Genomic DNA, 21,754 nt, shown 5'->3' with positions numbered 1-21,754 from the left:
CATACATCGAGTACATTTAGCTTTATGACTCTGGCATGGGATGGGCTTGCATAGACTCAATCATGTCATGCTTGTTAAATTTTTTATATTCAGGCTTAGACTCATATTCCTTCCAAGCTTCTTTCGATTTTTCAGTACTCACACTTTGAACATCGAAAGCTTCACCCGCGGTTGGAGTCGCCTCAAACTTTTGAATGGTCATGTTAGTGCTCCTTGTATTCTAAACATCCCTACCATCAACATAGCATGTTCTAAAACTCTTTCAAGCCTAAAATCACCACATTTTTCGAATAAGGTTTCTATTTTGATTCGAACTCTCTAAAATAGACATCAATCACTGTATTGCTATATTTTTAACGCTTTTTGGAGCTCATTTGCTATGTCATACCGCACCCTCTCCCAATATCTAGAACAACAACAAGGGAATCTTACACCTGAACTTTCAGATGTAATCAATACAATCGCTACGACATGCAAAAGCATTGATCTTTTACTACAAAAAGGCGCTTTAGCAGATGTTTTAGGGAGTGCCCAAAATGAAAATGTTCAAGGTGAAGAACAAAAGAAACTCGATGTTATTTCAAATGATTATTTAATCGATGCATTAAAAATCAATCCGAATGTTGGCGGTTTGGCATCTGAAGAACTCGATGACTTTACCCCAGCGCAAGAAAATGGAAAATATCTTGTATTGTTTGATCCACTTGATGGTTCAAGCAATATCGATATCAACATGTGTGTCGGTACCATCTTCTCGATTCTTCCTGCAAAAAATGCAGTCACGACTTCTGAAGACTTCATGCAAGCAGGTACACAACAAGTAGCAGCAGGTTATGTATTGTATGGTCCATCAACCATGATGGCACTAACTGTAGGTGCTGGCACTGTATTCTTTACTTTTGATCCTGAATCAAAAGAATTTTTACTGACTTCTGAAAATGTTCAAGTTGGCGCAGATACCAAAGAATATGCAATCAATGCATCCAATCAGCGTCATTGGGAAGCACCAGTTCAACGCTATATTGATGAACTACTTGCAGGAAAAACAGGTCCTCGTGAGAAAGATTTCAATATGCGTTGGGTTGCATGTATGGTCGGAGATATTCACCGTATCCTTTGCCGTACAGGTATTTTCATGTATCCATACGATACCAAAGACCCTCAAAAAGCAGGTCGTTTACGCCTAATGTATGAAGCAAACCCGATGAGTATGTTGATGGAACAAGCTGGTGGTGCATCAACAACAGGTCGTGTACGTATTTTAGATATCCAACCGACTGACTTGCATCAACGTGTTCCTGTGATCATTGGGTCTAAGAACGAAGTTGATCTCGTTACTCAATACCATAATTAATTTTTAGTTATATTAATTTTTACGTACATTTTTTTTACCTATAGTAGACGCTAGATCATCTATCTAGCGTCTATGGATTTATAAAACCATGGCAATGATTTATCTTGAATCAAAAGACAACCCTAAAATTAAGCACTTACGTGGTTTAATTGAGCAAAATACCTATCGTAAAAAACAAGGACAAACCGTTCTTGAAGGTACGCATTTATGTCTCGCTTGGCTTGAGAAAAAACGTCAAATTACTTCGATTTTCACCACAGAAAAAGCGATTGAACATCCAGATTTCGACAAAATTGCAGAACTTTATGCGGGTACTGTTTTTGTGATTGGCGAATCGCTTTACAGAGAAATTAGTACCCTTGGTACAAGCTTAGCATGCTTGGCAGTTGTTGATATTCCCTCATCAACGCATTCGCTAAACTTTGATGCAGATACCTTAGTGCTTGAAAATGTTCAAGACCCAGGGAACGTTGGTACACTTCTTCGTTCAGCTGCAGCAGCAGGGATCAAACAAATTGTCTCTACAAAAGGTTCAGCATCGTTATGGTCTCCTCGCGTTCTACGTGCAGGCATGGGTGCACAGTTCGCTGTAAACACCTATGAAAATGTTGAAATTGAAGAGATTTTGTCTAAATTTACGATTCCAGTGTATGTCACCAGTTCACACGAATCAGAAAGTTTATACAGCAAAGATCTCAGCCAACCTAGCGTTTGGGTTCTAGGCAATGAAGGTCAAGGTGTATCAGAGTATGCACTTGCCAATGCTGCTGCAGTCTCTATCCCTCAACCCGGTGGTCAAGAATCACTGAACGTCGCCATTGCGGGTTCGATCTGCTTCTTTGAAATGGTTCGCCAACGCATCTAAATGGTTAATTTATATTAACCATCTCTCCCTAATCTGGGAAAATCATTTAAACTGCTAAAAATAGTTGCTTTAATTGTCAACCTATCATTATTTTTATACGTTATATAAGTATGACATTAACAATAATGGTGGGTACCCAATGACGGGATTTTCCATCTCTATGGATTTAGCACCGAAAAAATCAAAGATTGATGATTCAAGTGTTCTTGTGAGCACGGCTGAACAACGCCTGAAGAATTTCATGCGAGAAGTCACTGGACGTGCTTTAGTGATGATGGAAAGTGCAACCCAAGGTCATAATGGGATTGCAATGGACTTAGTGCAAGAAGCTTTTATTTCACTGCATAAATCCTATTCAGATAAATCTACTGAAGAATGGTATCCCCTGTTCTACACCATTCTGAATAACAAATTACAAGACTGGCGTCGTAAGGAATCGCGACGTGCTTTTCCATTTTCACTTTTCAAAAAAGCTGATCTAGATTCTGATGAAGATGAAACTTTGGACATTGTGGATGAGTCCACACCCAATCCATTACAGTTTCTATCGCAAGAACTCACCATGGAAGAAATTCAGTCTGCTATTTCAAAACTTCCTGTCCGCCAACAACAAGCATTTATGCTGAGAGCCTGGGAAGGTTTTGATACACATACAACTGCAGAGATTATGAACTGCTCGGATGGATCGGTTAAAACTCATTATCACCGAGCTATTCAAGGTTTAAGAAATTCTCTATCGCATTTAAACCCTCATTCAGGAGGTTCATTTGATGAAGAATAATGATGAATTCGCTAAACAAGTAACGGCTAAGCTCGATCAACTTGCGCACAACCATAGAAATAAAGCTGTGGTGATGGAGCATGTTTTAGAAAAGATTCAAACGAAGTCCATCGCTTCTCAATTGATGACTTGGAAAATGACAGGCTTCGCTTTAGCTGCAGCAATCACTGGCTTTGTTATACTGCCAAATGCTGTTGATTTAGGTGAAAAACCCAATATCCAACAAGTGGTTGTTAGCCCTAAACTATCTCCACAAATGATGGAAGATTTAGAGATGCTTTCTGTATTTGGTGAGGATAAAGTCGTTCATGGTAGCTAAAAATTTAGTTTTGGCTTTTTGTGCGCTTAGTTTCCTGCAAACCAGTTTTGCAGGCTACGAGCGTTTTTGGATTTTTTCTAAAGATGCAGATACTCAAGTAAGTGAAACTTGGGATGCATTATCAGATGATGAACAACGTGCACTTATTAAACGCTATCAAAATCTGAAAGAGATTCCAGAAAGCCAGAGTATTGAACTTCAACAAAAAATGGATTGGTTTACTCAACTGCCTGAGCAAGAAAAGTTTCAAATGCGTGAAGCATGGCAAAAAATGAGTTCTTCTGAGCGTAATGAACTCCGTCAAAAAATGCAAAAAGCAACGACAAGTGAGCAGCGTAAAGAAATCCGTGAAAAATATATGCAGAAATACCAAGTGGCGAACACCGTTGTTCATTAGAAATCAATAACATAATTGAATTGCCTTTTATGATTCACCTCAAAAGGCTCTTTCTATGACTTTAGCTTTTTATTTTCACAGTTTCTTTAGAATCAAAATTCAATTGTTAAAACAATATTTTGTTTAGTTTCTAAAGGCTTTTTGCTACATTGGGCAGATTAAAGTTTTGAACCATTTAAAATAATGAAAATAAAATCAATCTTCCTCTCTATGATCGTTTCTACTCCCTTTACATCAGCTTTTGCATTAGATGTATCTCATTCTCCTATACAACACGTTACCCTTTACCCGAGCGCTGCAAAAATAGAACGTAAGCTTAGCGTAAAGGCTGGAGAGCAAGTGGTTACTTTGACTGGAATTGCAGCAAACTTTGATATAAATGCATTACAATATCAAAGTGATAATGTTGAAGTAAATGCTGTATCGCATGTAGATAGTGCTTTAGATAAACCAGCAGGCAATGAATCAACGCAACTGAGACAGAAAATCCGTGAAACTGAAAAGCTGATTTCTGAGCAAAGCTCAATGATTAAAGCAGCTGAACTGCAGAATACATTCCTAGGTAATTTGACCAAAGGATCTGCATCAAAAGTGCAAAGGCATGCCTATAAAGGTTTCATTACGATAGACCAAGCCAAATTAAAAAAAGAAATGTTAGAACAACATCTTCAAGAACTTAATCAAGATTTAGCCACTATTGGTGACAGCCAATTTAATCAACGTACATTAAAATTCTATGTAAATGCACCCCAAAACGGTGAAATTAAAATCAGCTATTTAATCCCACATGCTCGTTGGCAACCGACCTATAAAGCTGAACTTGATACCAAAAAACAACGTGTAAAAATCACGCGTCTAGCTATGATTGCGCAAAAAACAGGTGAAGATTGGAATAATGTGAAATTAACGTTGTCTACATCAATTCCTCTGCAGACAATAGCAAAACTTCAACCCGAGCCTTGGTGGGTCAATTACAGCCCACAAGCAACTCACGCAACTTCAGTAGCAAAGCGAGCACGTGCTATGGTGCCTAAATCCTCAGCTCGAGTTTCCGAAACAACCAACAGTACGCCTCAATTCCCTGAATTTGAGCCCACTCCTTTAAATTTTAGCACTGAGTACCGCTCTGAGACCAAAACCAATATACCAAGCAGTCAACAATACATTCATCTTCCACTTAGCACTGAGGAACATACAGCAAAAATTTCAATTTGGGTGATTCCAAAACAAAGTTTAGTTGCAAGCATCAATGCAGAAATCGATCAACTTGACAATCAATGGCCTGCAGGAACAGTTAAACTTTACCGAGATGGGGATTTTATGGGGCAACAATCTTGGAAAAATGATTCTAATGGCACAATGCATATGAGCTTTGGATATGATGATCAGATTCAGATCTCGGAAACAGAGTTCTTAAATTCCCAGACAGCGCTCGATAAAAACACCAATCAGAACATTCAAAAACGACGCTATACAATTCAAAATTTACATCCATACCCGATCCAAATAACTGTCTTTGATTCAGCACCGCGGAGCCAAAATAGTGAACTAATCACTCATTCTCAATACAGTGTTAAACCTACCGCTGAACAATGGACTAATCAACCGAATATTTATCAATGGCAGATTAAACTCAATCCAAAACAAAACTTTCAATTGGATGTAGAACATCTATTTAAATACCCCAATAAAGGTCATACTTCGGGTTTTTAAAAACAGCGATTTAAACTATTTCTTAAACAGCTGATTGCTTGTATTTATTTGATCACATTTTAAAAAATTACATGAAAAAGCCATTCTTTAAATGGCTTTTTTTAACACTAGGGTTAGTTATAATTGCCTTCGCGCTCAGGCTGATAAATCACCTTTTCAATTTTCACTTTCATCAATTGACCATCTGGTTGTGGCCACTCAATTTCTTGCCCTTCTGCCAAACCTAAAATGGCTGTACCAATCGGCGCAATCACATTCACCTGCCCCTTTTCACCTAAAAACTCATGTGGATAGACCAAAACAATTTCTGTGGGTTCAACCGCAGGGGCAATCGTGATCATCACTCGGGCATTCATACTGACGACATTACTCGGAACATCTTGTGGTGCAACGACTTCTGCACGCGCCAATTCATTTTCCAAATGTTGCATGGTCGGTGTAAGTTTCGTCTGATGTTCTAGCATCGTTTCTAAACGATGTAGATCTTGTTCTGAAACAATAATATTGGGCTTATCCATTTATTCAATTCCTTATTCACGCAAATCTATAAATTGCGTATTTTTCATTCTTATCTGTGCATCATTTATAACAGAAAATATAGCCTTAGATAACTATTTATGTATTCATAAAAAAAGCCTCCCTAAAGGAGGCTCCTTTCAACGTTTAACTTATGCGTAAACTGGAAATTTAGCGCATACGGTTTCAACTTTCGCCTTAACCGCATTAATAACAGCTTCGTCGCCTTTAGCATCTAGAATGTCAGCAATCCAACCTGCAAGGTCGCGAACTTCTGATTCGCCAAAACCACGTGTAGTTACTGCTGGTGTACCAATGCGGATACCAGAAGTGACAAATGGAGAGCGTGGATCGTTTGGTACAGAGTTTTTGTTCACAGTAATGTGAGCAGCACCTAACCAAGCATCCGCTTCTTTACCTGTAATGTCTTGTTTGATTAAAGACAATAGGAATAAATGGTTTTTCGTACCACCTGAAACAACTTCGTAACCACGTGCAATGAGTACTTCAGCCATTGCTTGAGCATTAATCACCACTTGTTGCTGGTAAGCTTTGTATTCAGGCGCCATTGCTTCTTTAAAGCAGATTGCTTTAGCAGCAACAGCGTGTACTAATGGACCGCCTTGGTTACCTGGGAACACAGCAGACTGTAGTTTTTTCTCGATTTCTTCGTTTGCTTTTGCAAGGATTAAACCAGAACGCGGACCACGAAGTGTTTTGTGAGTCGTCGTTGTTGTTACGTCAGCAATTTGAACTGGGCTTGGATAAACACCAGCAGCAACTAAACCAGCAACGTGAGCCATATCTACAAATAGGTAAGCGCCAACTTTGTCCGCGATGTCACGGAAACGCTGCCAATCAACGATTTGACTATACGCAGAGAAACCAGCCACGATCATTTTTGGCTTGTGTTCTACAGCTAAACGTTCAACTTCTTCGTAATCAATCTCACCTGTTTCAGGGTTTAAACCGTATTGAATCGCGTTATACGTTTTACCAGAGAAGCTTACTTTTGCACCGTGCGTCAAGTGACCACCGTGAGCAAGGCTCATACCCAAAACTGTATCGCCTGGGTTAAGTAGCGCTAAGTAAACCGCTGAGTTTGCTTGTGAACCTGCATGTGGCTGAACGTTAGCATAATCAGCACCAAAGAGTTCTTTAGCACGGTCAATCGCCAATTGTTCGATAATGTCTACGTATTCACAACCACCATAATAGCGTTTGCCTGGGTAGCCTTCCGCATATTTATTGGTAAGTTTAGAACCTTGAGCTTCCATTACTGCAGGTGAGCAATAGTTTTCAGAAGCAATTAACTCGATGTGCGCTTCTTGGCGTGCATCTTCTTGAGTGATTGCTTTCGCGATTTCTGGATCAAATTCAGCAATTGAGATATTGGCAAACATTAGCGAGGTCCTATTAAATTAGGGCTTTTAAGCCGTGCTAAGATTGGCGCGTATTGTAGCACGAAGTTTATGAATTTCGAGAATGAAGTTTAGTCAGTTTGCATTAAATATGATTCATTTTAAGAGATGGTGTTTCAGTAAATGTTCAAAACAAGCCTTTGAAATATGATGAAAGATTTAATAAGTCTAATATTTATAAATGATTTAACGCTTTCACCACTTTAAATATGATGATCAACTCATTTAAGTCCCTTCAATAATGTGTTCTTTATATTTTTGAGCATATTTCTAGAATTCGATTTAATGAAAATTTGGATGTTACTTAACCCGAATCGCGGATAAGGATTTTTCTTTAAAATCATAAGCTCAATGTAATTTTATGATTAGTTTTTAGTGTTATCAGACCAAAGAATAGACTTTTTTATGCTCAAAATGATGGATAAGTCTCAAGATGAATAATCTCATTTCTTTAAGCAGGATTTGGGTTACTTATGATGTGATCTTGAAAAATTCATTAAAAAGTGTAAATTATCAAAAATATAACATAATGATATTTATTAACTTATGCTGGCATTTATTACACTTATCATAGGTTTTAGCTTAGGCTATATTGTTGCAAAGTATAAATATAAAATTAACCTTAAGAGCTATGTAACAAAACCTTCAGCTAGTCATCCGAACTTTCAGCACAAATTGCATATGAAAGCTCATCATCAAAGCGATAGTGATCGCATCCGTGAACTAAATCGTTTAGATACCAATCAAAGTATTTTTTTAAGACAGCTCAAACAAAATTTTCAAGAACATGAAATTGCGATTAAGAATAAAAGATTCATTATTTTAGACAAAGATCGTATGCCTAGAGCCATTTTTGAATATCGAGATGGAACTGAACCTATGAAACTTATCGATCGCGAAGATGGTATTCCTCTCTTTCTATATAAGGGACTTATTTCAACTGATGCGATTAGACAAGATCGTTTGAGTATCATTTCTGCTCAAACTCATCGCTAATCTAGGATTTAGTTTAAAAAATTGCAGATTGATCACAAATTTGCCTGTGCGTGAATTCGTGAAAATGATAAATTATTTTCAAATATATTTGCACTGACGGAAAACAGCATGCAAGCCATCATTCTCGATACTGAAACGCATACATTGAATGGTTTACCCATCGAGATTGCATATGCACCGATAGAAATTGAAGCTGGTAAACTCAGTCTTGATCGTTCAAAAATGTTTGATCAACTTTATAGTATTGGTGATGAAAAAATTTCATTTGCAGCCATGGCTGTGCATCATATATTAGAAGCTGATATTGTCCATCAACCCAATTTTAGTACTTTTACCCTTCCTGCTGAGACTATTTATATCATTGGCCATAACATTGATTATGATATTCGTGCGATTCAGACCTGTGGTGTCGACACCTCGCATATCAAAGCCATTTGCACACTTGCCCTTGCTCGACTCGTTTGGCCTGATGCTGAAGCACACAACATTTCAGCACTCATCTACATGATCAGTAAAGGCAGTGAAAAAGCCCGTGAAATGTTAAAAGGTGCACATCGTGCTGATGCAGATATCATTTTAACGGCTAATATTTTGATGCATATTGTCCATAAGCTAAATATCCAAAATATTGAAGAGCTTTATGAAGCGTCTGAAGATGCACGTATTCCTCGCTCAATTAATTTTGGTAAACACCGTGGTACAGCAATCGTGGATTTACCATCGGACTATGTGCAATGGTTATTACGCCAAGAAGACTTAGATCCATACTTAAGAAAAGCACTAGATTTGAGAATCTAATCAAATTCTAAATTATTGTTTTATATAGTTATTTTAAAAATAATTTATGTAACAATAGTGTAATTATCACATAGTATCTTCATCCCTAATTCATACTTGCGGTCGATTAGGGATGAATTAATATTATAAAACTCAACTAGGTATAGACACACTACATTCAAGATCAAAAAACTTGAATGCTCGTCAACGCCGATTATTGGTCCTGATTGCTACAGAGGATTTCAACTTACTGACTGACCAATTTAAGCAACAAATTGCAACACCCGATTTATTAGAACAACTGAGTTCTTTAGGGCTAATTTCTAACTCACATTTGGATCAGATCTCACAGCATTCAGAAATTCAAGTTAAAGTTGAAACCATACGACTTAAGCAAATTTTAAAAACAGCGCTGAATCAAATGAATTACACACCAATCTTAAAAATGAAGCAAATGAGCTACACCCCTTAACACCACCCGCTCAACAGATACCAAAAAAACATTCAATCTCAAAATCACTTCGATGAATTAAATATTCATCAAGTACAGACATTAATGATTGAATTACTTGAGCAATACTGCGGACTCATGGCAAAACCACTCATCATCGAAATTAAAAAATCTCAAAATCTATCAACGTTAAAAATGTGCCAAATTCAATGGATTACACATTTACAAGAGTCTCGAATCGCACCGACATTACTCAATCAGTACTTGCAACAAATTAACTATTCGATCCATCAGCTGATGCATAGTTAGCATCATATTATTTGCATTAGTTAGTGCTTTGCACATTGAATGATTGATCTGCAAAGTGAAATTTTGTATTCGATATAGACTTAAGTTTAAAAGCTTTTCTTTTTCCATGAGGACGAATATTCAGAGGAAACATACTTGTCAAAGATTTTAATTGCATTATTTTTATGACTAATTAACCCGAATCCTGCTTAAGGAAATGAGATCATTCATCTTGAGACTTATCCATCATTTTGAGCATAAAAAAGTCTATGCTTTGGTCTGATAACACTAAAAACTAATCATAAAATTACATTTAGCTTATGATTTTAAAGAAAAATCCTTATCCGCGATTCGGGTTAATTATTATTAATAATTCGCTTTAAATTATGAGAATGAAGAGACCTTGAATTTGAAAGATAACTTTAAAGTGTCTTATATACATAAAATATATTAAGTTGAATGAGTATACATATTGATTCACTATTCCTGTGAATTTAACATAAAAGATATTTTAAGAGACCTATTTGTTACATATCCACCCTTTTACATTGGTTGTAATTTAATCTATCATTAACTATATCTTCAAAATAACCATAAATAATAGGACTTGAAAATGTCAATTATCTTCAATCAAAAGCCCAATCACAAAGCAACCATTCTTTCTAACATTTATTCAAATGTAGAAGACAGCATCGCAGGACTACAACTGATTGATTTTAAAAATCGTTACTCTATTTATGTAGATCCGATTTCCCAGCATCACACTATTATTGAAAATGAAACAAAAGCTGGATTAGCAGTTCGCCTTGAGAATAATGATATAGCGATTGCGAATCAAAGCCGACATATGCTTTATCATTTGTTAGCAACTGTATTGAATCACTTTGATGAACAAGTAAAGTAAGCTCAATAAATTCATGTGGTCAGAATAATACGCATAAGTGATTGAAAATTTTCGGTCACTTTTTATTTGTCAGGTCTTTTTTCATTTGATTAAAATTGGATGCTCTAATTCATCTATATATTGGATGAATTGATTCTACTTTGTTCGTGAACAATATCTTTGTCCATTAGAAAAGCCCGTATTTCTACGGGCTTTTATGTTGGAAGGCTAGTGCTGATTTCTTGTATGATCGCCTGATCAAACTCAACGAGCTGTCATTGATCCGTCCAACTTCTTTGTAGCGTCATCACGACCTACTGTATTTTCAAAATAAACCAGAGACTTGATGAATTCAATCGATTTAACATTTCAGCACATTTTTATAGCTAAATCATGATTGAATATCCGTTTCTTTAATTTAGAATAATGTGCTTCAATAAAAATCAAATCATAGTCTAAAAAAACATCATTTATTCTTATATTAGACTTCTTTCGTAGCTCATTTTTTAAACACTAAAATTCAAAATTAAAGCTCGCTCTCCTTTCAGGAAAGGGATTAAAGAGATGTTATTTTATGTTTAAAAGCCCTCATCCTAACCTTCTCCCAGAGGGAGACGGGACTTTCATTGATCATTCAGATACGAGTCAATGATCATTTTTTGATTTTTGAAAGAACTCTATTGATGTTGATTATTTTGATAAATAATTAAACTAAATTATTCAACATCCCATTCAATAGTCGTAGCTACCTTTATTTCCACCTAAAACGCAGTTTATTTTGCGATCATGCAGATGTACTTTTCAAAATTTGTCTAGACCAAGAACTTTTTAGGCTTAGAAACGTATTTCTTATAAACCAACAATGTCAACATCACCATGCCTGAACAGAATAAATAAGTATTCTCATAGCCCCAATAAGCAATGAGCAAGCCCATCATCACCGAACCCACCGCCAATCCAATGTCAAATAAAGTGAAGAATGTTGAAATTGCATGCCCCATTCTCTTTTTATCAACAGATTGAATCGCTAATGTTTGCAAACAAGGGAAAAGTGAACCATAACCTATTCCAATAAACACAGCAGAAAGCCAAAGTATCCATTGATTTGATATGAAGGTAATGATAACTAATCCAATCGCAAAGAATATAAATGAAGGGTAAATCACTGCATCAGGACCCTTACGATCATAAAACTTACCCACCCATGGGCGTACCATTAGCATTGATGCAGCAAAAACGATAAAAAATAAACTGGTATAGGCTAACAGTTGCTTGGTTTCACTAAATGCGGTGATAAAAGTCATCACGCTTGAGTATGAAAAAGCAGTGAGTAGAGCGACACATCCAACAGCGACAACTTTAATCTCAATAATGTCATGTATACCGAGTTTTGATTTCCGTTGTGTCGCATAATCTTGTTTTGACTTTGAGTCTGATAATGAGATTCTGGGTTCTTCAAGGATTTTAGGTTCTTCAGAGATCTTTAATAACCAACTAAATATGAGACCAATAGAAATGAGAATGGCGAGTACACCAAACAAAACTTGGAAGCTTGCAAATTGAATAATGGTGAGTGCCAAAAGTGGTCCAAAAACCACACCTAAGTTGGTTGACATGACAAAATATCCCATGCCCTCACCTTTACGCTGTTCAGGAATAAATTCATTGGCAACAGGAACTGCAACTGTTGTCAAGATACTGAACCAAATCCCATGTAAAAACCGGATCAATAGTAGCGACCACATACTGTCGATGAGTAAATAGCTAAATGCGAATAGTGCAAAGATTAGTCCCGCACTTCGCATCGAAAACCGTTTCCCGAGCTTTTCAACGATTAAGCCTGAAAAAGGTCTGATTGCGATTGAAGAAATCAGAAATAGTGTCAGTGCCAGTCCTGCATCCTGAACTGAACCGCCTAAATCTTTCATGATATAAATCGGCAAAACTGTCAGTAATGCGAAATAATATATAAATAAAAATAGATTATTAAAAATGCATAAAATGAATGAGCGGTTCCACAATTGCTCAGTAGCTGTAGACATATTGACCCACTTTTAAGTTAGCTTGCAAATGCTCGCCTTAAATACGCACTGGAAGAAGTACCATTTGAACTAATTTACGAATGTAATCTTCATCTGGCATCTTGTTGAAAAATATAATTTGATAATGGATCGGTCCATACAGACTATCGAGCATCAGATCAAACTGATAATCAGATCGGATTTCACCCAATTGAATCGATTGCTGAATCAGTTGATGCATCTGCTCGCGACGTGGTAACAAATACTGTGTAAAAAATGAGGCTGCCATTTCACGATGATTCGCCAAAACCACTAACAGTGCTCGACCCACATGATGATCTAAAGCGTAAGATAGTCGAAGTAACTGCGACACTAAGTTGTCTTCTAAATTGAGTTCTTGATCTAAATCAAAAATTGACAAGGTATGTTGCTTAAAAGCGTCAAGAACCAAATCGGCCTTATGTTTCCACCAACGATAGATTGTAGATTTACCGACCCCTGCTCTCGAAGCAATATCTTCCACTGTCAGCTGATGATATTCAACTTCAAATAATGCATCTGAGACTGCATTCAATATCTCTAGCCTCTTGCGTGAATGCTTATCTTCAATGGTCATCTCACACTCTTTTAAACATATTTATAACACCCAAATAAATCGAAACGATACGTATCGTTTCGATTTATACGCATAGTAATACAGAACTATCAAATTAGCTAGAAAATTAACTTTTTTAATTTAGAGAAACGAAAGGCTTAAAAATAAATATAATATGCTGTATGTGAACTGTTGATATCAAAATTAAGAATAGAATTTTTTAGATACATAATAATCATTCAGATGCATAGATAGTCACATCAAAATACATGATTTATAAAATTATTTTAAATGCAGTTAACTAATTGGATTTCAATCCATTTTATTATTGAATAATGGTGCGCTCAGCGGGACTCGAACCCACGCCACAGGCTTCGGAGACCTGTACTCTATCCAGTTGAGCTATGAGCGCATTTTAGATTGCGCACATCATAACAAAAAAAACCAATAGGTAAAGCAACTATATCTCAGACCTTCAATTCATTGCTTAGACTTTATACAACATCCCAAAAATGCAACACATAATTCCTATGCAATTACTTGGTTTATTAGAGTAGATCGCTCACAATATCCCTATTATTTAAGCCAAGAGAATTCTATGACTGAAGCTTTGACGTTGCGGGAATTATCCAAAACCTATAAAAATGGGTTTCAGGCACTAAAAGGTATCGACCTGAGTGTACCTGAAGGTGAGTTTTATGCGTTATTGGGTCCAAATGGCGCAGGTAAATCTACAACGATCAGTATCATCAGCTCATTGACTAAAAAAACGTCAGGTACAGTTGAAATTTTTGGACATAATCTAGATACCCACCCTTCTGAAGCAAAGCAATGCCTTGGGATTGTTCCTCAAGAATTTAACTTTGGTCATTTTGAAAAGACTTTTGATATCTTGGTGACACAAGCAGGTTATTACGGCATTCCGAAGAAACTCGCTGAACAACGTGCTGAACATTATCTAGAAAAATTAGGTTTATGGGACAAACGCGGCGTACAAGCGCGTATGCTTTCTGGTGGTATGAAACGCCGCTTGATGATCGCACGTGCAATGATGCATGAGCCTAAACTTTTGATTTTAGATGAGCCTACGGCAGGTGTGGACATCGAATTACGTCGTTCAATGTGGGATTTCTTAACTGAAATGAACAATAACGGTACCTCTATTATTCTGACAACGCATTACTTAGAAGAAGCAGAACAACTCTGTCGTCGTATTGCCATTATTGATCGCGGTGTGATTAAAGAAGACACTTCCATGAAATCTTTCTTAAATCAGCTCAATGAAGAATCTTTTATTTTCGATTTAGAATCTCCAATTGAACCGATCAACATCGAGATCATTGGGGTACGTTTCAATTTGATTGATCCTGTTACTCTCGAGGTCACTTTAGACAAATCTCATTCCATGAATGATTTATTCCAATTGCTTGAATCTCAAGGTATTACAGTTTCAAGCATGCGTAATAAATCGAATCGTTTAGAAGAACTTTTTGTAAAAATGGTCGAAAAAAATCTGGAAGGTACTGCACAATGAACTTTAACCAGCTCAAAGTTGCGCTGTTCACCTTAGTGCAAAAAGAAGTTCGTCGTTTTATGCGAATTTGGCCTCAAACGCTGTTACCGCCTGCAATCACGATGAGCCTATACTTTGTGATTTTCGGTAACTTAGTGGGCTCGCGTATTGGTGAAATGGGTGGATTTAGCTATATGCAATTTATCGTGCCAGGTTTGATCATGATGGCGATTATCACTAACAGCTATTCAAACGTTTCTTCAAGTTTTTTTAGTGCTAAGTTTCAAAAAAGTATTGAAGAACTAGTGATGAGCCCAGTCCCACTACACCTTATTTTATGGGGCTATGTGATTGGTGGTGTTTGTCGCGGTGTTTTAGTCGGTCTTATTGTCACGTTAATGAGCCTATTTTTTACAGATCTCACGATCCACAATATTTTTATTACCATCTACACCGTGGTTGTGACTGCATTATTGTTCTCACTGGGTGGTTTGATCAATGCAGTTTATGCCAAATCATTTGATGATATTTCAATTATCCCTACATTTGTATTAACCCCCCTGACTTATTTAGGCGGTGTTTTTTATGCCATCAGTGCGCTTAGCCCATTTTGGCAAAACTTATCCTTAATCAATCCAATCGTGTATATGGTCAATGCGTTCCGCTACGGTATTTTAGGTCATAGCGATGTAAACGTAACTCTTTCATTAATCTTTGTAACAGTATGCTGTGGCATTCTCTATGCGATCGCCTACTATTTACTTTCTCGTGGTTCAGGAATGCGTGAATAATGAGTGTAGAACAATCTTTATTGGGTAAAGACACCCATTACCCAACTGAATATCAACCCAGTATTCTTTTCCCTATTGCTCGTGCTCAAGCGCGTGAAAATTATGCGAATATCGAAGGCATTTACCAAGGCAAAGACTGGTGGCATGTTTTTGAAATCTCTTGGTTGAATGCTAAGGGCATTCCTCAAGTTGCAATTGGTCGTATTGAGTTACCGGCGACTTCGCCGAATTTAATCGAATCGAAATCTTTGAAGCTCTACTTTAACAGTATGAACTTCACCCAATTCGAGTCAAAAGAAGCATTTATTGAAACGGTTGAAAAAGATTTATCGCAAGCAGCTGAAGGCAATGTGAGCTTAACGCTTTTCCAAGCGGATGAGCTTAATATTAGTCAGCCACAGGGCTTGTGTATCGATAATCTAGAACCAAAACGTTTAGAAAACCATCCTGATGCAACGCTTTTAGAGTTAGATCAAGATGCTAAAGATATTGAAATCGAACTGTATTCACATTTACTCAGAAGTAACTGCCCAGTCACAGGCCAGCCAGATTGGGGGACGGTTTTCATCCGATATAAAGGTAACAAACCTTGTTATCACAGCATTTTAGCTTATATTATTTCTTACCGTCAGCATAATGGCTTCCACGAACAATGCGTTGAACAAATGTACGCAGACTTGTGGCAGACATTTAATCCTGAGAAACTGATGGTTTATGCAACATATACGCGACGCGGTGGCTTGGATATTAATCCGTGCCGTGTATCTGACTTAGCATGGATGCCTAAGCCAATTCGATTGGCACGACAATAAAATGAATAAATGAAGAGGTTTCAACGATGTCCTATTTTGGTTTTATCCCTTCTGATGCCCTATTGAAAAGCATTCAAACAGGTATTGAGAAAAAAAATTCCAATGAACCACTGTATCCTTTACGTGATCAAGCTGCTTTATTGATTAATGATGAAATTATTGATGCGATTTTAGTTGAATTAGTACGTCGCTTCCCTGTAAGTGACAAACGTGATACAGCTGAAAAATTAGCAGGTTACATCAAGTCAACTGTTGCGGTTTTATTAAAGCAATTGCTGGGTAAATCATCGAATGACGTGGTGAAAAACTCAATCGAATTCTCAGAAAAAAGCTTATTTAAAGATCCTCAAGGCAACTATCGTGTAGGCGCACCGTTGAAGCCCGAACTTGTAACCAACATTAAAAATATGTTTGCTGAGGTCAAAGCAGGAAATGAAGTCAATCGCACTGTGCTTAGTGAATATTACAAGCAGTTTGCTGAGGCGCTTGTTCGACATTTTATGAATGACTTTAATAAAACGCTTGATTTAGGAATGATCAAACGTAAAGCGGCTGATCTTGGCTCTTCTGCTGTGATTAAAGCTGTACATATTGCAATTGATAAACTCATCCCTAATTTTACCAAAGAAGAGCTCTACGCAGCTTCTGAATATCACGATACTTTATTTATTCAATAATCTCATATGATTGCTGTAAAATATGATTCGTCTAAAAAGCCTTACCCAAGTAAGGTTTTTTTATGCATCAAGATAAAAACTATTTTTAATGAATTAGTCCATACATATAGATATGTCATAACACTAATTTGTTGTTTGAAATGAATAAAAGTAAAGTAAAGAAGTTCCTCTACTCAAAAAGAAAAAGCCCAAAAATGTTTTTTTCACATCCGAAATCAAGCATATTAACCCTACCTGACGCTTTTAAATCACTACAATAATGCCATATACAGTTGCACCAATCGTTTTATGTCTCAGTGAACTTAAATATGTTTTTCATCTAACTTCCCCAAATCTACAAATGATTCTTTAGCATCATTTAAAATCTAGAAAACATTCAATAAAACATAGTTTTCAATGATCAATATTCATCAAAAATTCATGATTATCGATTAAGTTAGAATCATATGGAAAATGAATAAATTGATGTATTGCGCATGTATTTCAGATGTGTTTTTGCGTACACTGTTTATTTCATTAAGTTTGTACTTGATGAATCAATTGTACTGTACAAAAAGCTTTGTGATTTTTTGTTTAAGTATTTGTAAATATAAATAGAGTCAATGATATCTTATAGGTATAGAAATTCTCTTCCATTTTGACCTGATGGTTTAAATCCCAAATCTACTTTAAAAGCCAATTTTGGCTTTATTATGTTTAGACATACGCATCGATAATAATTTTGGAACATCTACCCTTATGTTAAAGCCAAATCTTCTCAGCAAATTTAAGCGACTTTCATTAATTCTAGGTGCTTTTACAGTTACAAGTTTTTGCCAAGCGAATGATTTTGCTGCTGATCCCAATTATAACAATTTCAAATTAAAAACCATGCAGACCTATGGCTTGACCGCAGAACAAGTCGATTGGGCTATGAATGGCTCCAAAAATATCCCCAATATCATCAATATTATGAACCGTCCGGGTGAAAGTAAGCCATGGTATAGCTATAAAACGAATTTTTTAGCTGAGGGGACGATTCAACGTGGTGTTCGCTTTAAGCAACAATATGCAGATACGCTGAATCGTGCAGAACAACAGTTTGGTGTACCACAGTCGATCATTCTAGGGATTCTGGGTGTGGAAACTGGATTTGGTGCAAATAAAGGTAATTTCGTGACTCGTGATGCTTTAGCCACACTTGGTTTTGGTTATGAGCGTCGTGCACAATATTTCCAAGACGAACTGAGCGCACTGATTGCATGGTCTTATAAAGATGGAATTCCAGCTAATTCAGTGGTGGGTTCTTATGCTGGCGCTGTAGGTTATCCTCAGTTCATGCCAAGTAATATTCCTAAATTTGGTGTTGATTACGATGGTAATGGTCATATTGACCTTAGAAATTCAGCTGTAGACGCGATTGGCTCAATTGCAAATTATTTGGCACAACATGGTTGGCAACGTAATCAGCCAATTGCCTTTCCAGCACGTTATAGCGGATCAAATCCTGAAGGAGTGATCGCTAAAGATTTAGCCTTACCAACACCCTATGGTGCACTTAAGACTCAAGGCATCAGTCCAATGAACCCAATTGTCAAAATTGATGACTTGGATATGGTCAATGTCATTCAATTACAAGAGAGTTATGGATCTATCTACTATATCACCTACCCTAACTTTCAAGTAATTACCACCTATAATCGAAGCCGTATGTATGCCACCGCTTTATGGCTTTTAGGGACAGAAATTGCCAGTCGCTAAGACTGGTTTTCACCAAACACAAACAAAAGTCAAGAATTATTTATGTAAATAAGATCACAAATCGCACTTTTTACATATAATGTTACAATATTGATTATTTAATAACCATTTTTTGTACTATTTTGTGGTTTTTGTAACTAAAGGTGAAATAAAGCTAGACAGCTTTATACCACCATGAATATTATCTTTTACCGTTAAATGCAGTTGCACAAGTGAATTTACAGACCATAGTGGTTAATTTTCAGCGACTTAGAAGATTAAAATGTGGTTCCAAGGAGTTAAACGATGCATGCTTCGCTTAAATTTTTATCGGTTCTGACGATTGGCTTGAGTATGACTCAGGCAAATGCAGAACTTGTTCAGTCATCGTATTTAAATAATGATGCTGAAAACTCGAGCCTTGCTTCTCGTGTCATTAGCAAAGATTCAAGTAGTTTCAATTCTCACTTTTCAAATTTGAATAGTTTAGCAATCACTGAGCGCTCAGGTGACAAAATTCGTCGTGAAACGATCGCTGCGAAAATTACTGTTCCTAAAGAAGAACCTTCAGTTATTGATAAATTAAATAATGTTGCTTCTAATACTGTTCGTCGCTTCAGCCAAACTGGCGTTGCTTCATGGTATGGTCGTCAGTTCCACGGTCGTAAAACTGCAAGTGGCGAAACATTCGATATGAACGGATTAACTGCAGCTCATCGCAGTCTTCCATTAAACTGTTATATCCGTGTAACCAACAAGAACAATGGTAAAAGCGTTGTCGTTAAAGTAAATGATCGTGGTCCATTTCATGGTAACCGTGTTGTCGATTTATCTTATGGCGCAGCTAAATCACTTGGGATTACCAATGCGGGTACTGCAAGTGTAAGTATTGAACGTGTAGATGGTCCAAATTCTTAATTAATTTTGAAGCATGCATTGATTCGTAAAAAGCCACTATTCCAGTGGTTTTTTTGACTTCGACTTAAGCAAATCTTAAGACTGTAGCAATCAGACTCTACTTTCTCCAAAGCAATTTTTAAGCTTATCTAAACGTATTCATGCTTTGACCAAATATAAAATCTGAACTATATTGATAGCCATAAAATTAATTACATTTAAAAATAAACATGTCATGCAAGGAGTTGCTGATGAAAACAATTTCAGAATGGTTAGATGAATATAGTGAAAGCCACCAAGACCCAACCAATAAATCTATTCATTGGGTTTGCGTACCTGCGATTCTATTTTCGATTATTGGCTTGTTGGCTCACTTTAGCGCGTTACTCACTGCACTGCTGATCATCCTCACTTTAGTTTTCTATGCGCGCTTAGATCTGGTATTGGCTGTAGCCATGTCTGCTTTGATTTTGGTTATGGCTTGGTTGATTTGGGTGTTACCTGTTGGAGTAGGTTTCTATATTGGCTTATTTGTTATTGCATGGATTGGACAGTTTTATGGTCACAAAGTTGAAGGTAAAAAGCCTTCTTTCTTCAAAGACCTCCAATTCCTCCTGATTGGCCCGCTATGGTGTGTTGATGCTTATATCGGGAAAGTTATCCCAAGCTGGAAATCACGCCAAAAAACGCAAATGACGAGCATTTAGAATACGATCTACTTTAAAGTGATGAATAAGACTTCGCATAAAAAAATTTTCATCACTTTAAATATCGAATAAAGCCATTGATACCTTTCGAATCGTGGAATGGTAAATATACGTGGATACAATTAAAACAAATCAAAATAACCGATAGCTTTATTTCTAAAATTTTTAAAAAATTATTTTCTCGAATGAGGTGGGACATGCTGACTTCCTGGTTTCAAAAGCATTTAAACAGCTTGATTTATTAAATCAACTTACCCCTCCTTAAACTCTTGATTCATACACTGCAAAGTATCCCCTTCCCAGCAGCAAGATGATTGTAGCGCCTTAGTGGAATAGCCCTGCAGGGATTTTTCTATTGATAGACTTGACCTTTGTGCTTTAACCAACCTCCCACATGACGATTTTGAGGATCATGATGTGTCCAATGAATCACGCCACCCTTATCGGTATATTCATATTCACCATAAAGCTCAACACTGTCCCCTTTTTGAATATTTTTAATTCGAGGTGCAAGATCAATATTATGCGCCACCAATACGGTCAGCCCATTTTCCAATCCTAAAATAAACTTTTGATGCCGTGAGCCGTCATGATCATCAGGTAATACCGCTCTAACATCACCATATGCTTTGACCTGTACATTGCTTTGCTTGCGATCATAAGCCTCTCGAATTAAATCCAATCCAACTTCAATCTCGGCTTTATTCTTCGCTGGTTTAGTTGATTGGCTTGGCTCAACTTGCGTTGCCGAACTGGTCGCTTGCTCCAATGGCTTGTTGGTAGTTAAATCTAAGCCCAAAAAGGCAGCCACAATTATTACCAACGCCACACCAATACTTAGATTTTTTTTATTTGCCATACAAACCTTTGAATGTTAAATATAAGCTTAAAATTATATATTTTTATGAGCATGAGATATAGAAATGAATGCACAAGAACAACTATAGCTAAGAATCCAATATGAGCTACAATAGAAAAAACACTAAGATTTAGGATCATGCCAAAAACATATTCTGTCGATTTACGCGAAAAAGTCATGCAGTTTTATAAAGAATCACAGCATAAATCCAAAACGTGTGAACTGTTTAATATTGCAAGAACCACCCTAGATGATTGGATCCTACTCGAACAGCGAACTGGTCAGCTCAAACAGCCTAAACCTCAAAATGCAGGACGCCCTTCGAGGATTCGAGATCTTCAAGCCTTTGAGCACTTCGTAAAAAATACACCGTTTACTCAGGCGAAAGATCTTGTCCCTCTG

25 protein-coding genes and 1 tRNA gene are annotated in these 21,754 nt (G+C 36.8%); 19 read left to right on the top strand and 7 right to left on the bottom strand.

Going from position 1 to position 21,754, the window contains the following annotated elements:
- Window positions 1–22: 22 nt before the first annotated feature.
- Window positions 23–202, bottom strand: coding sequence for an NF038105 family protein (locus AC5YD2_RS14340; RefSeq protein WP_496126981.1), 180 nt, complete (start codon window positions 200–202; stop codon window positions 23–25).
- A 177-nt stretch (window positions 203–379) separates the two neighbouring features.
- On the opposite strand from AC5YD2_RS14340, the gene AC5YD2_RS14335 reads away from it, so the two are divergent.
- The 6 genes from AC5YD2_RS14335 to AC5YD2_RS14310 all read left to right on the top strand — a co-directional run bounded on the left by AC5YD2_RS14335 (window position 380) and on the right by AC5YD2_RS14310 (window position 5,429).
- The gene (locus AC5YD2_RS14335) at window positions 380–1,354 is read left to right on the top strand and encodes a class 1 fructose-bisphosphatase (protein WP_496126980.1); all 975 of its coding nucleotides are present in this window, start codon (window positions 380–382) and stop codon (window positions 1,352–1,354) included.
- An 88-nt stretch (window positions 1,355–1,442) separates the two neighbouring features.
- A complete protein-coding gene (locus AC5YD2_RS14330) occupies window positions 1,443–2,219 on the top strand; it encodes a TrmH family RNA methyltransferase (protein ID WP_496126979.1) in 777 nt (258 codons plus the stop codon).
- Window positions 2,220–2,379: 160 nt separating this feature from the next.
- Window positions 2,380–3,000 carry an RNA polymerase sigma factor gene (locus tag AC5YD2_RS14325; protein ID WP_496126988.1) on the top strand — a complete coding sequence of 207 codons (621 nt, stop codon included), beginning with the start codon at window positions 2,380–2,382 and terminating at the stop codon, window positions 2,998–3,000.
- A complete protein-coding gene (locus AC5YD2_RS14320) occupies window positions 2,990–3,319 on the top strand; it encodes a hypothetical protein (RefSeq protein WP_496126978.1) in 330 nt (109 codons plus the stop codon). The genes AC5YD2_RS14325 and AC5YD2_RS14320 overlap by 11 nt, the downstream gene beginning before the upstream one ends.
- A complete protein-coding gene (locus AC5YD2_RS14315; RefSeq protein ID WP_496126977.1) occupies window positions 3,309–3,716 on the top strand; it encodes a DUF3106 domain-containing protein in 408 nt (135 codons plus the stop codon). Before AC5YD2_RS14320 ends, AC5YD2_RS14315 begins: the two co-directional genes overlap by 11 nt.
- A 210-nt stretch (window positions 3,717–3,926) precedes the next feature.
- On the top strand, window positions 3,927–5,429 hold the full coding sequence (locus AC5YD2_RS14310; protein ID WP_496126976.1) for a DUF4139 domain-containing protein: 1,503 nt from the start codon (window positions 3,927–3,929) through the stop codon (window positions 5,427–5,429).
- Between the two features lie 113 nt (window positions 5,430–5,542).
- Here AC5YD2_RS14310 and rnk read toward each other — a convergent pair whose 3' ends face one another.
- On the bottom strand, window positions 5,543–5,947 hold the full coding sequence (rnk, locus tag AC5YD2_RS14305) for a nucleoside diphosphate kinase regulator (protein WP_496126975.1): 405 nt from the start codon (window positions 5,945–5,947) through the stop codon (window positions 5,543–5,545).
- Between the two features lie 150 nt (window positions 5,948–6,097).
- Window positions 6,098–7,348 carry a serine hydroxymethyltransferase gene (gene glyA / locus AC5YD2_RS14300; RefSeq protein ID WP_496126974.1) on the bottom strand — a complete coding sequence of 417 codons (1,251 nt, stop codon included), beginning with the start codon at window positions 7,346–7,348 and terminating at the stop codon, window positions 6,098–6,100.
- A 564-nt stretch (window positions 7,349–7,912) separates the two neighbouring features.
- On the opposite strand from glyA, the gene AC5YD2_RS14295 reads away from it, so the two are divergent.
- From AC5YD2_RS14295 to AC5YD2_RS14275, 5 genes are all read left to right on the top strand, one after another.
- Window positions 7,913–8,362, top strand: coding sequence for a hypothetical protein (locus AC5YD2_RS14295; protein ID WP_496126973.1), 450 nt, complete (start codon window positions 7,913–7,915; stop codon window positions 8,360–8,362).
- Window positions 8,363–8,470: 108 nt separating this feature from the next.
- The gene (locus AC5YD2_RS14290) at window positions 8,471–9,160 is read left to right on the top strand and encodes a putative quorum-sensing-regulated virulence factor (RefSeq protein ID WP_496126972.1); all 690 of its coding nucleotides are present in this window, start codon (window positions 8,471–8,473) and stop codon (window positions 9,158–9,160) included.
- Window positions 9,161–9,332: 172 nt separating this feature from the next.
- Window positions 9,333–9,611 (top strand): hypothetical protein, encoded by a 279-nt coding sequence (locus AC5YD2_RS14285; protein ID WP_496126971.1) that lies wholly within the window; start codon window positions 9,333–9,335, stop codon window positions 9,609–9,611.
- A gap of 84 nt (window positions 9,612–9,695) precedes the next feature.
- Window positions 9,696–9,899: a hypothetical protein gene (locus tag AC5YD2_RS14280; protein WP_496126970.1), complete on the top strand. Its 204-nt coding sequence runs from the start codon at window positions 9,696–9,698 to the stop codon at window positions 9,897–9,899.
- 592 nt (window positions 9,900–10,491) lie between these two features.
- Window positions 10,492–10,782, top strand: coding sequence for a hypothetical protein (locus AC5YD2_RS14275; protein WP_496126969.1), 291 nt, complete (start codon window positions 10,492–10,494; stop codon window positions 10,780–10,782).
- Between the two features lie 791 nt (window positions 10,783–11,573).
- Here the strand turns inward: AC5YD2_RS14275 and AC5YD2_RS14270 are convergent.
- The 3 genes from AC5YD2_RS14270 to AC5YD2_RS14260 form a co-directional block, all read right to left on the bottom strand.
- Complete coding sequence (locus AC5YD2_RS14270) at window positions 11,574–12,803, bottom strand: MFS transporter (RefSeq protein WP_496126968.1); 1,230 nt, start codon at window positions 12,801–12,803, stop codon at window positions 11,574–11,576.
- A gap of 37 nt (window positions 12,804–12,840) precedes the next feature.
- Window positions 12,841–13,398 (bottom strand): TetR/AcrR family transcriptional regulator, encoded by a 558-nt coding sequence (locus tag AC5YD2_RS14265; RefSeq protein WP_496126967.1) that lies wholly within the window; start codon window positions 13,396–13,398, stop codon window positions 12,841–12,843.
- Between the two features lie 315 nt (window positions 13,399–13,713).
- Window positions 13,714–13,789, bottom strand: a tRNA-Arg gene (locus AC5YD2_RS14260).
- Window positions 13,790–13,975: 186 nt separating this feature from the next.
- Between AC5YD2_RS14260 and AC5YD2_RS14255 the strand changes: the two genes are divergently transcribed.
- The 7 genes from AC5YD2_RS14255 to AC5YD2_RS14225 all read left to right on the top strand — a co-directional run bounded on the left by AC5YD2_RS14255 (window position 13,976) and on the right by AC5YD2_RS14225 (window position 20,493).
- Window positions 13,976–14,911, top strand: coding sequence for an ABC transporter ATP-binding protein (locus AC5YD2_RS14255; RefSeq protein WP_496126966.1), 936 nt, complete (start codon window positions 13,976–13,978; stop codon window positions 14,909–14,911).
- Entirely contained in the window at window positions 14,908–15,681 is a 774-nt protein-coding gene (locus AC5YD2_RS14250) for an ABC transporter permease (RefSeq protein WP_496126965.1), read from the top strand. The genes AC5YD2_RS14255 and AC5YD2_RS14250 overlap by 4 nt, the downstream gene beginning before the upstream one ends.
- Window positions 15,681–16,493 carry an NADPH-dependent 7-cyano-7-deazaguanine reductase QueF gene (gene queF / locus AC5YD2_RS14245; protein WP_496126964.1) on the top strand — a complete coding sequence of 271 codons (813 nt, stop codon included), beginning with the start codon at window positions 15,681–15,683 and terminating at the stop codon, window positions 16,491–16,493. The genes AC5YD2_RS14250 and queF overlap by 1 nt, the downstream gene beginning before the upstream one ends.
- 26 nt (window positions 16,494–16,519) lie before the next feature.
- Entirely contained in the window at window positions 16,520–17,170 is a 651-nt protein-coding gene (locus AC5YD2_RS14240; protein WP_496126963.1) for a hypothetical protein, read from the top strand.
- Window positions 17,171–17,908: 738 nt separating this feature from the next.
- Entirely contained in the window at window positions 17,909–18,910 is a 1,002-nt protein-coding gene (mltB, locus tag AC5YD2_RS14235; RefSeq protein WP_496126962.1) for a lytic murein transglycosylase B, read from the top strand.
- 285 nt (window positions 18,911–19,195) lie between these two features.
- A complete protein-coding gene (locus AC5YD2_RS14230) occupies window positions 19,196–19,807 on the top strand; it encodes a septal ring lytic transglycosylase RlpA family protein (protein WP_496126961.1) in 612 nt (203 codons plus the stop codon).
- A 230-nt stretch (window positions 19,808–20,037) separates the two neighbouring features.
- A complete protein-coding gene (locus tag AC5YD2_RS14225; protein ID WP_496126960.1) occupies window positions 20,038–20,493 on the top strand; it encodes an Mpo1 family 2-hydroxy fatty acid dioxygenase in 456 nt (151 codons plus the stop codon).
- 352 nt (window positions 20,494–20,845) lie between these two features.
- Here AC5YD2_RS14225 and AC5YD2_RS14220 read toward each other — a convergent pair whose 3' ends face one another.
- Window positions 20,846–21,352 (bottom strand): DUF3465 domain-containing protein, encoded by a 507-nt coding sequence (locus tag AC5YD2_RS14220; protein ID WP_496126959.1) that lies wholly within the window; start codon window positions 21,350–21,352, stop codon window positions 20,846–20,848.
- 138 nt (window positions 21,353–21,490) lie between these two features.
- Here AC5YD2_RS14220 and AC5YD2_RS14215 point away from each other — a divergent pair.
- Window positions 21,491–21,754, top strand: a 264-nt coding sequence (locus tag AC5YD2_RS14215) for a helix-turn-helix domain-containing protein (RefSeq protein WP_496126958.1), incomplete at its 3' end; no start/stop codon positions are given.

The sequence above is a fragment of the Acinetobacter sp. CY73 genome, assembly GCF_059515865.1.
Note: the sequence above shows the minus strand (reverse complement) of the source record. Positions and strands in the feature narration are given on the sequence as shown.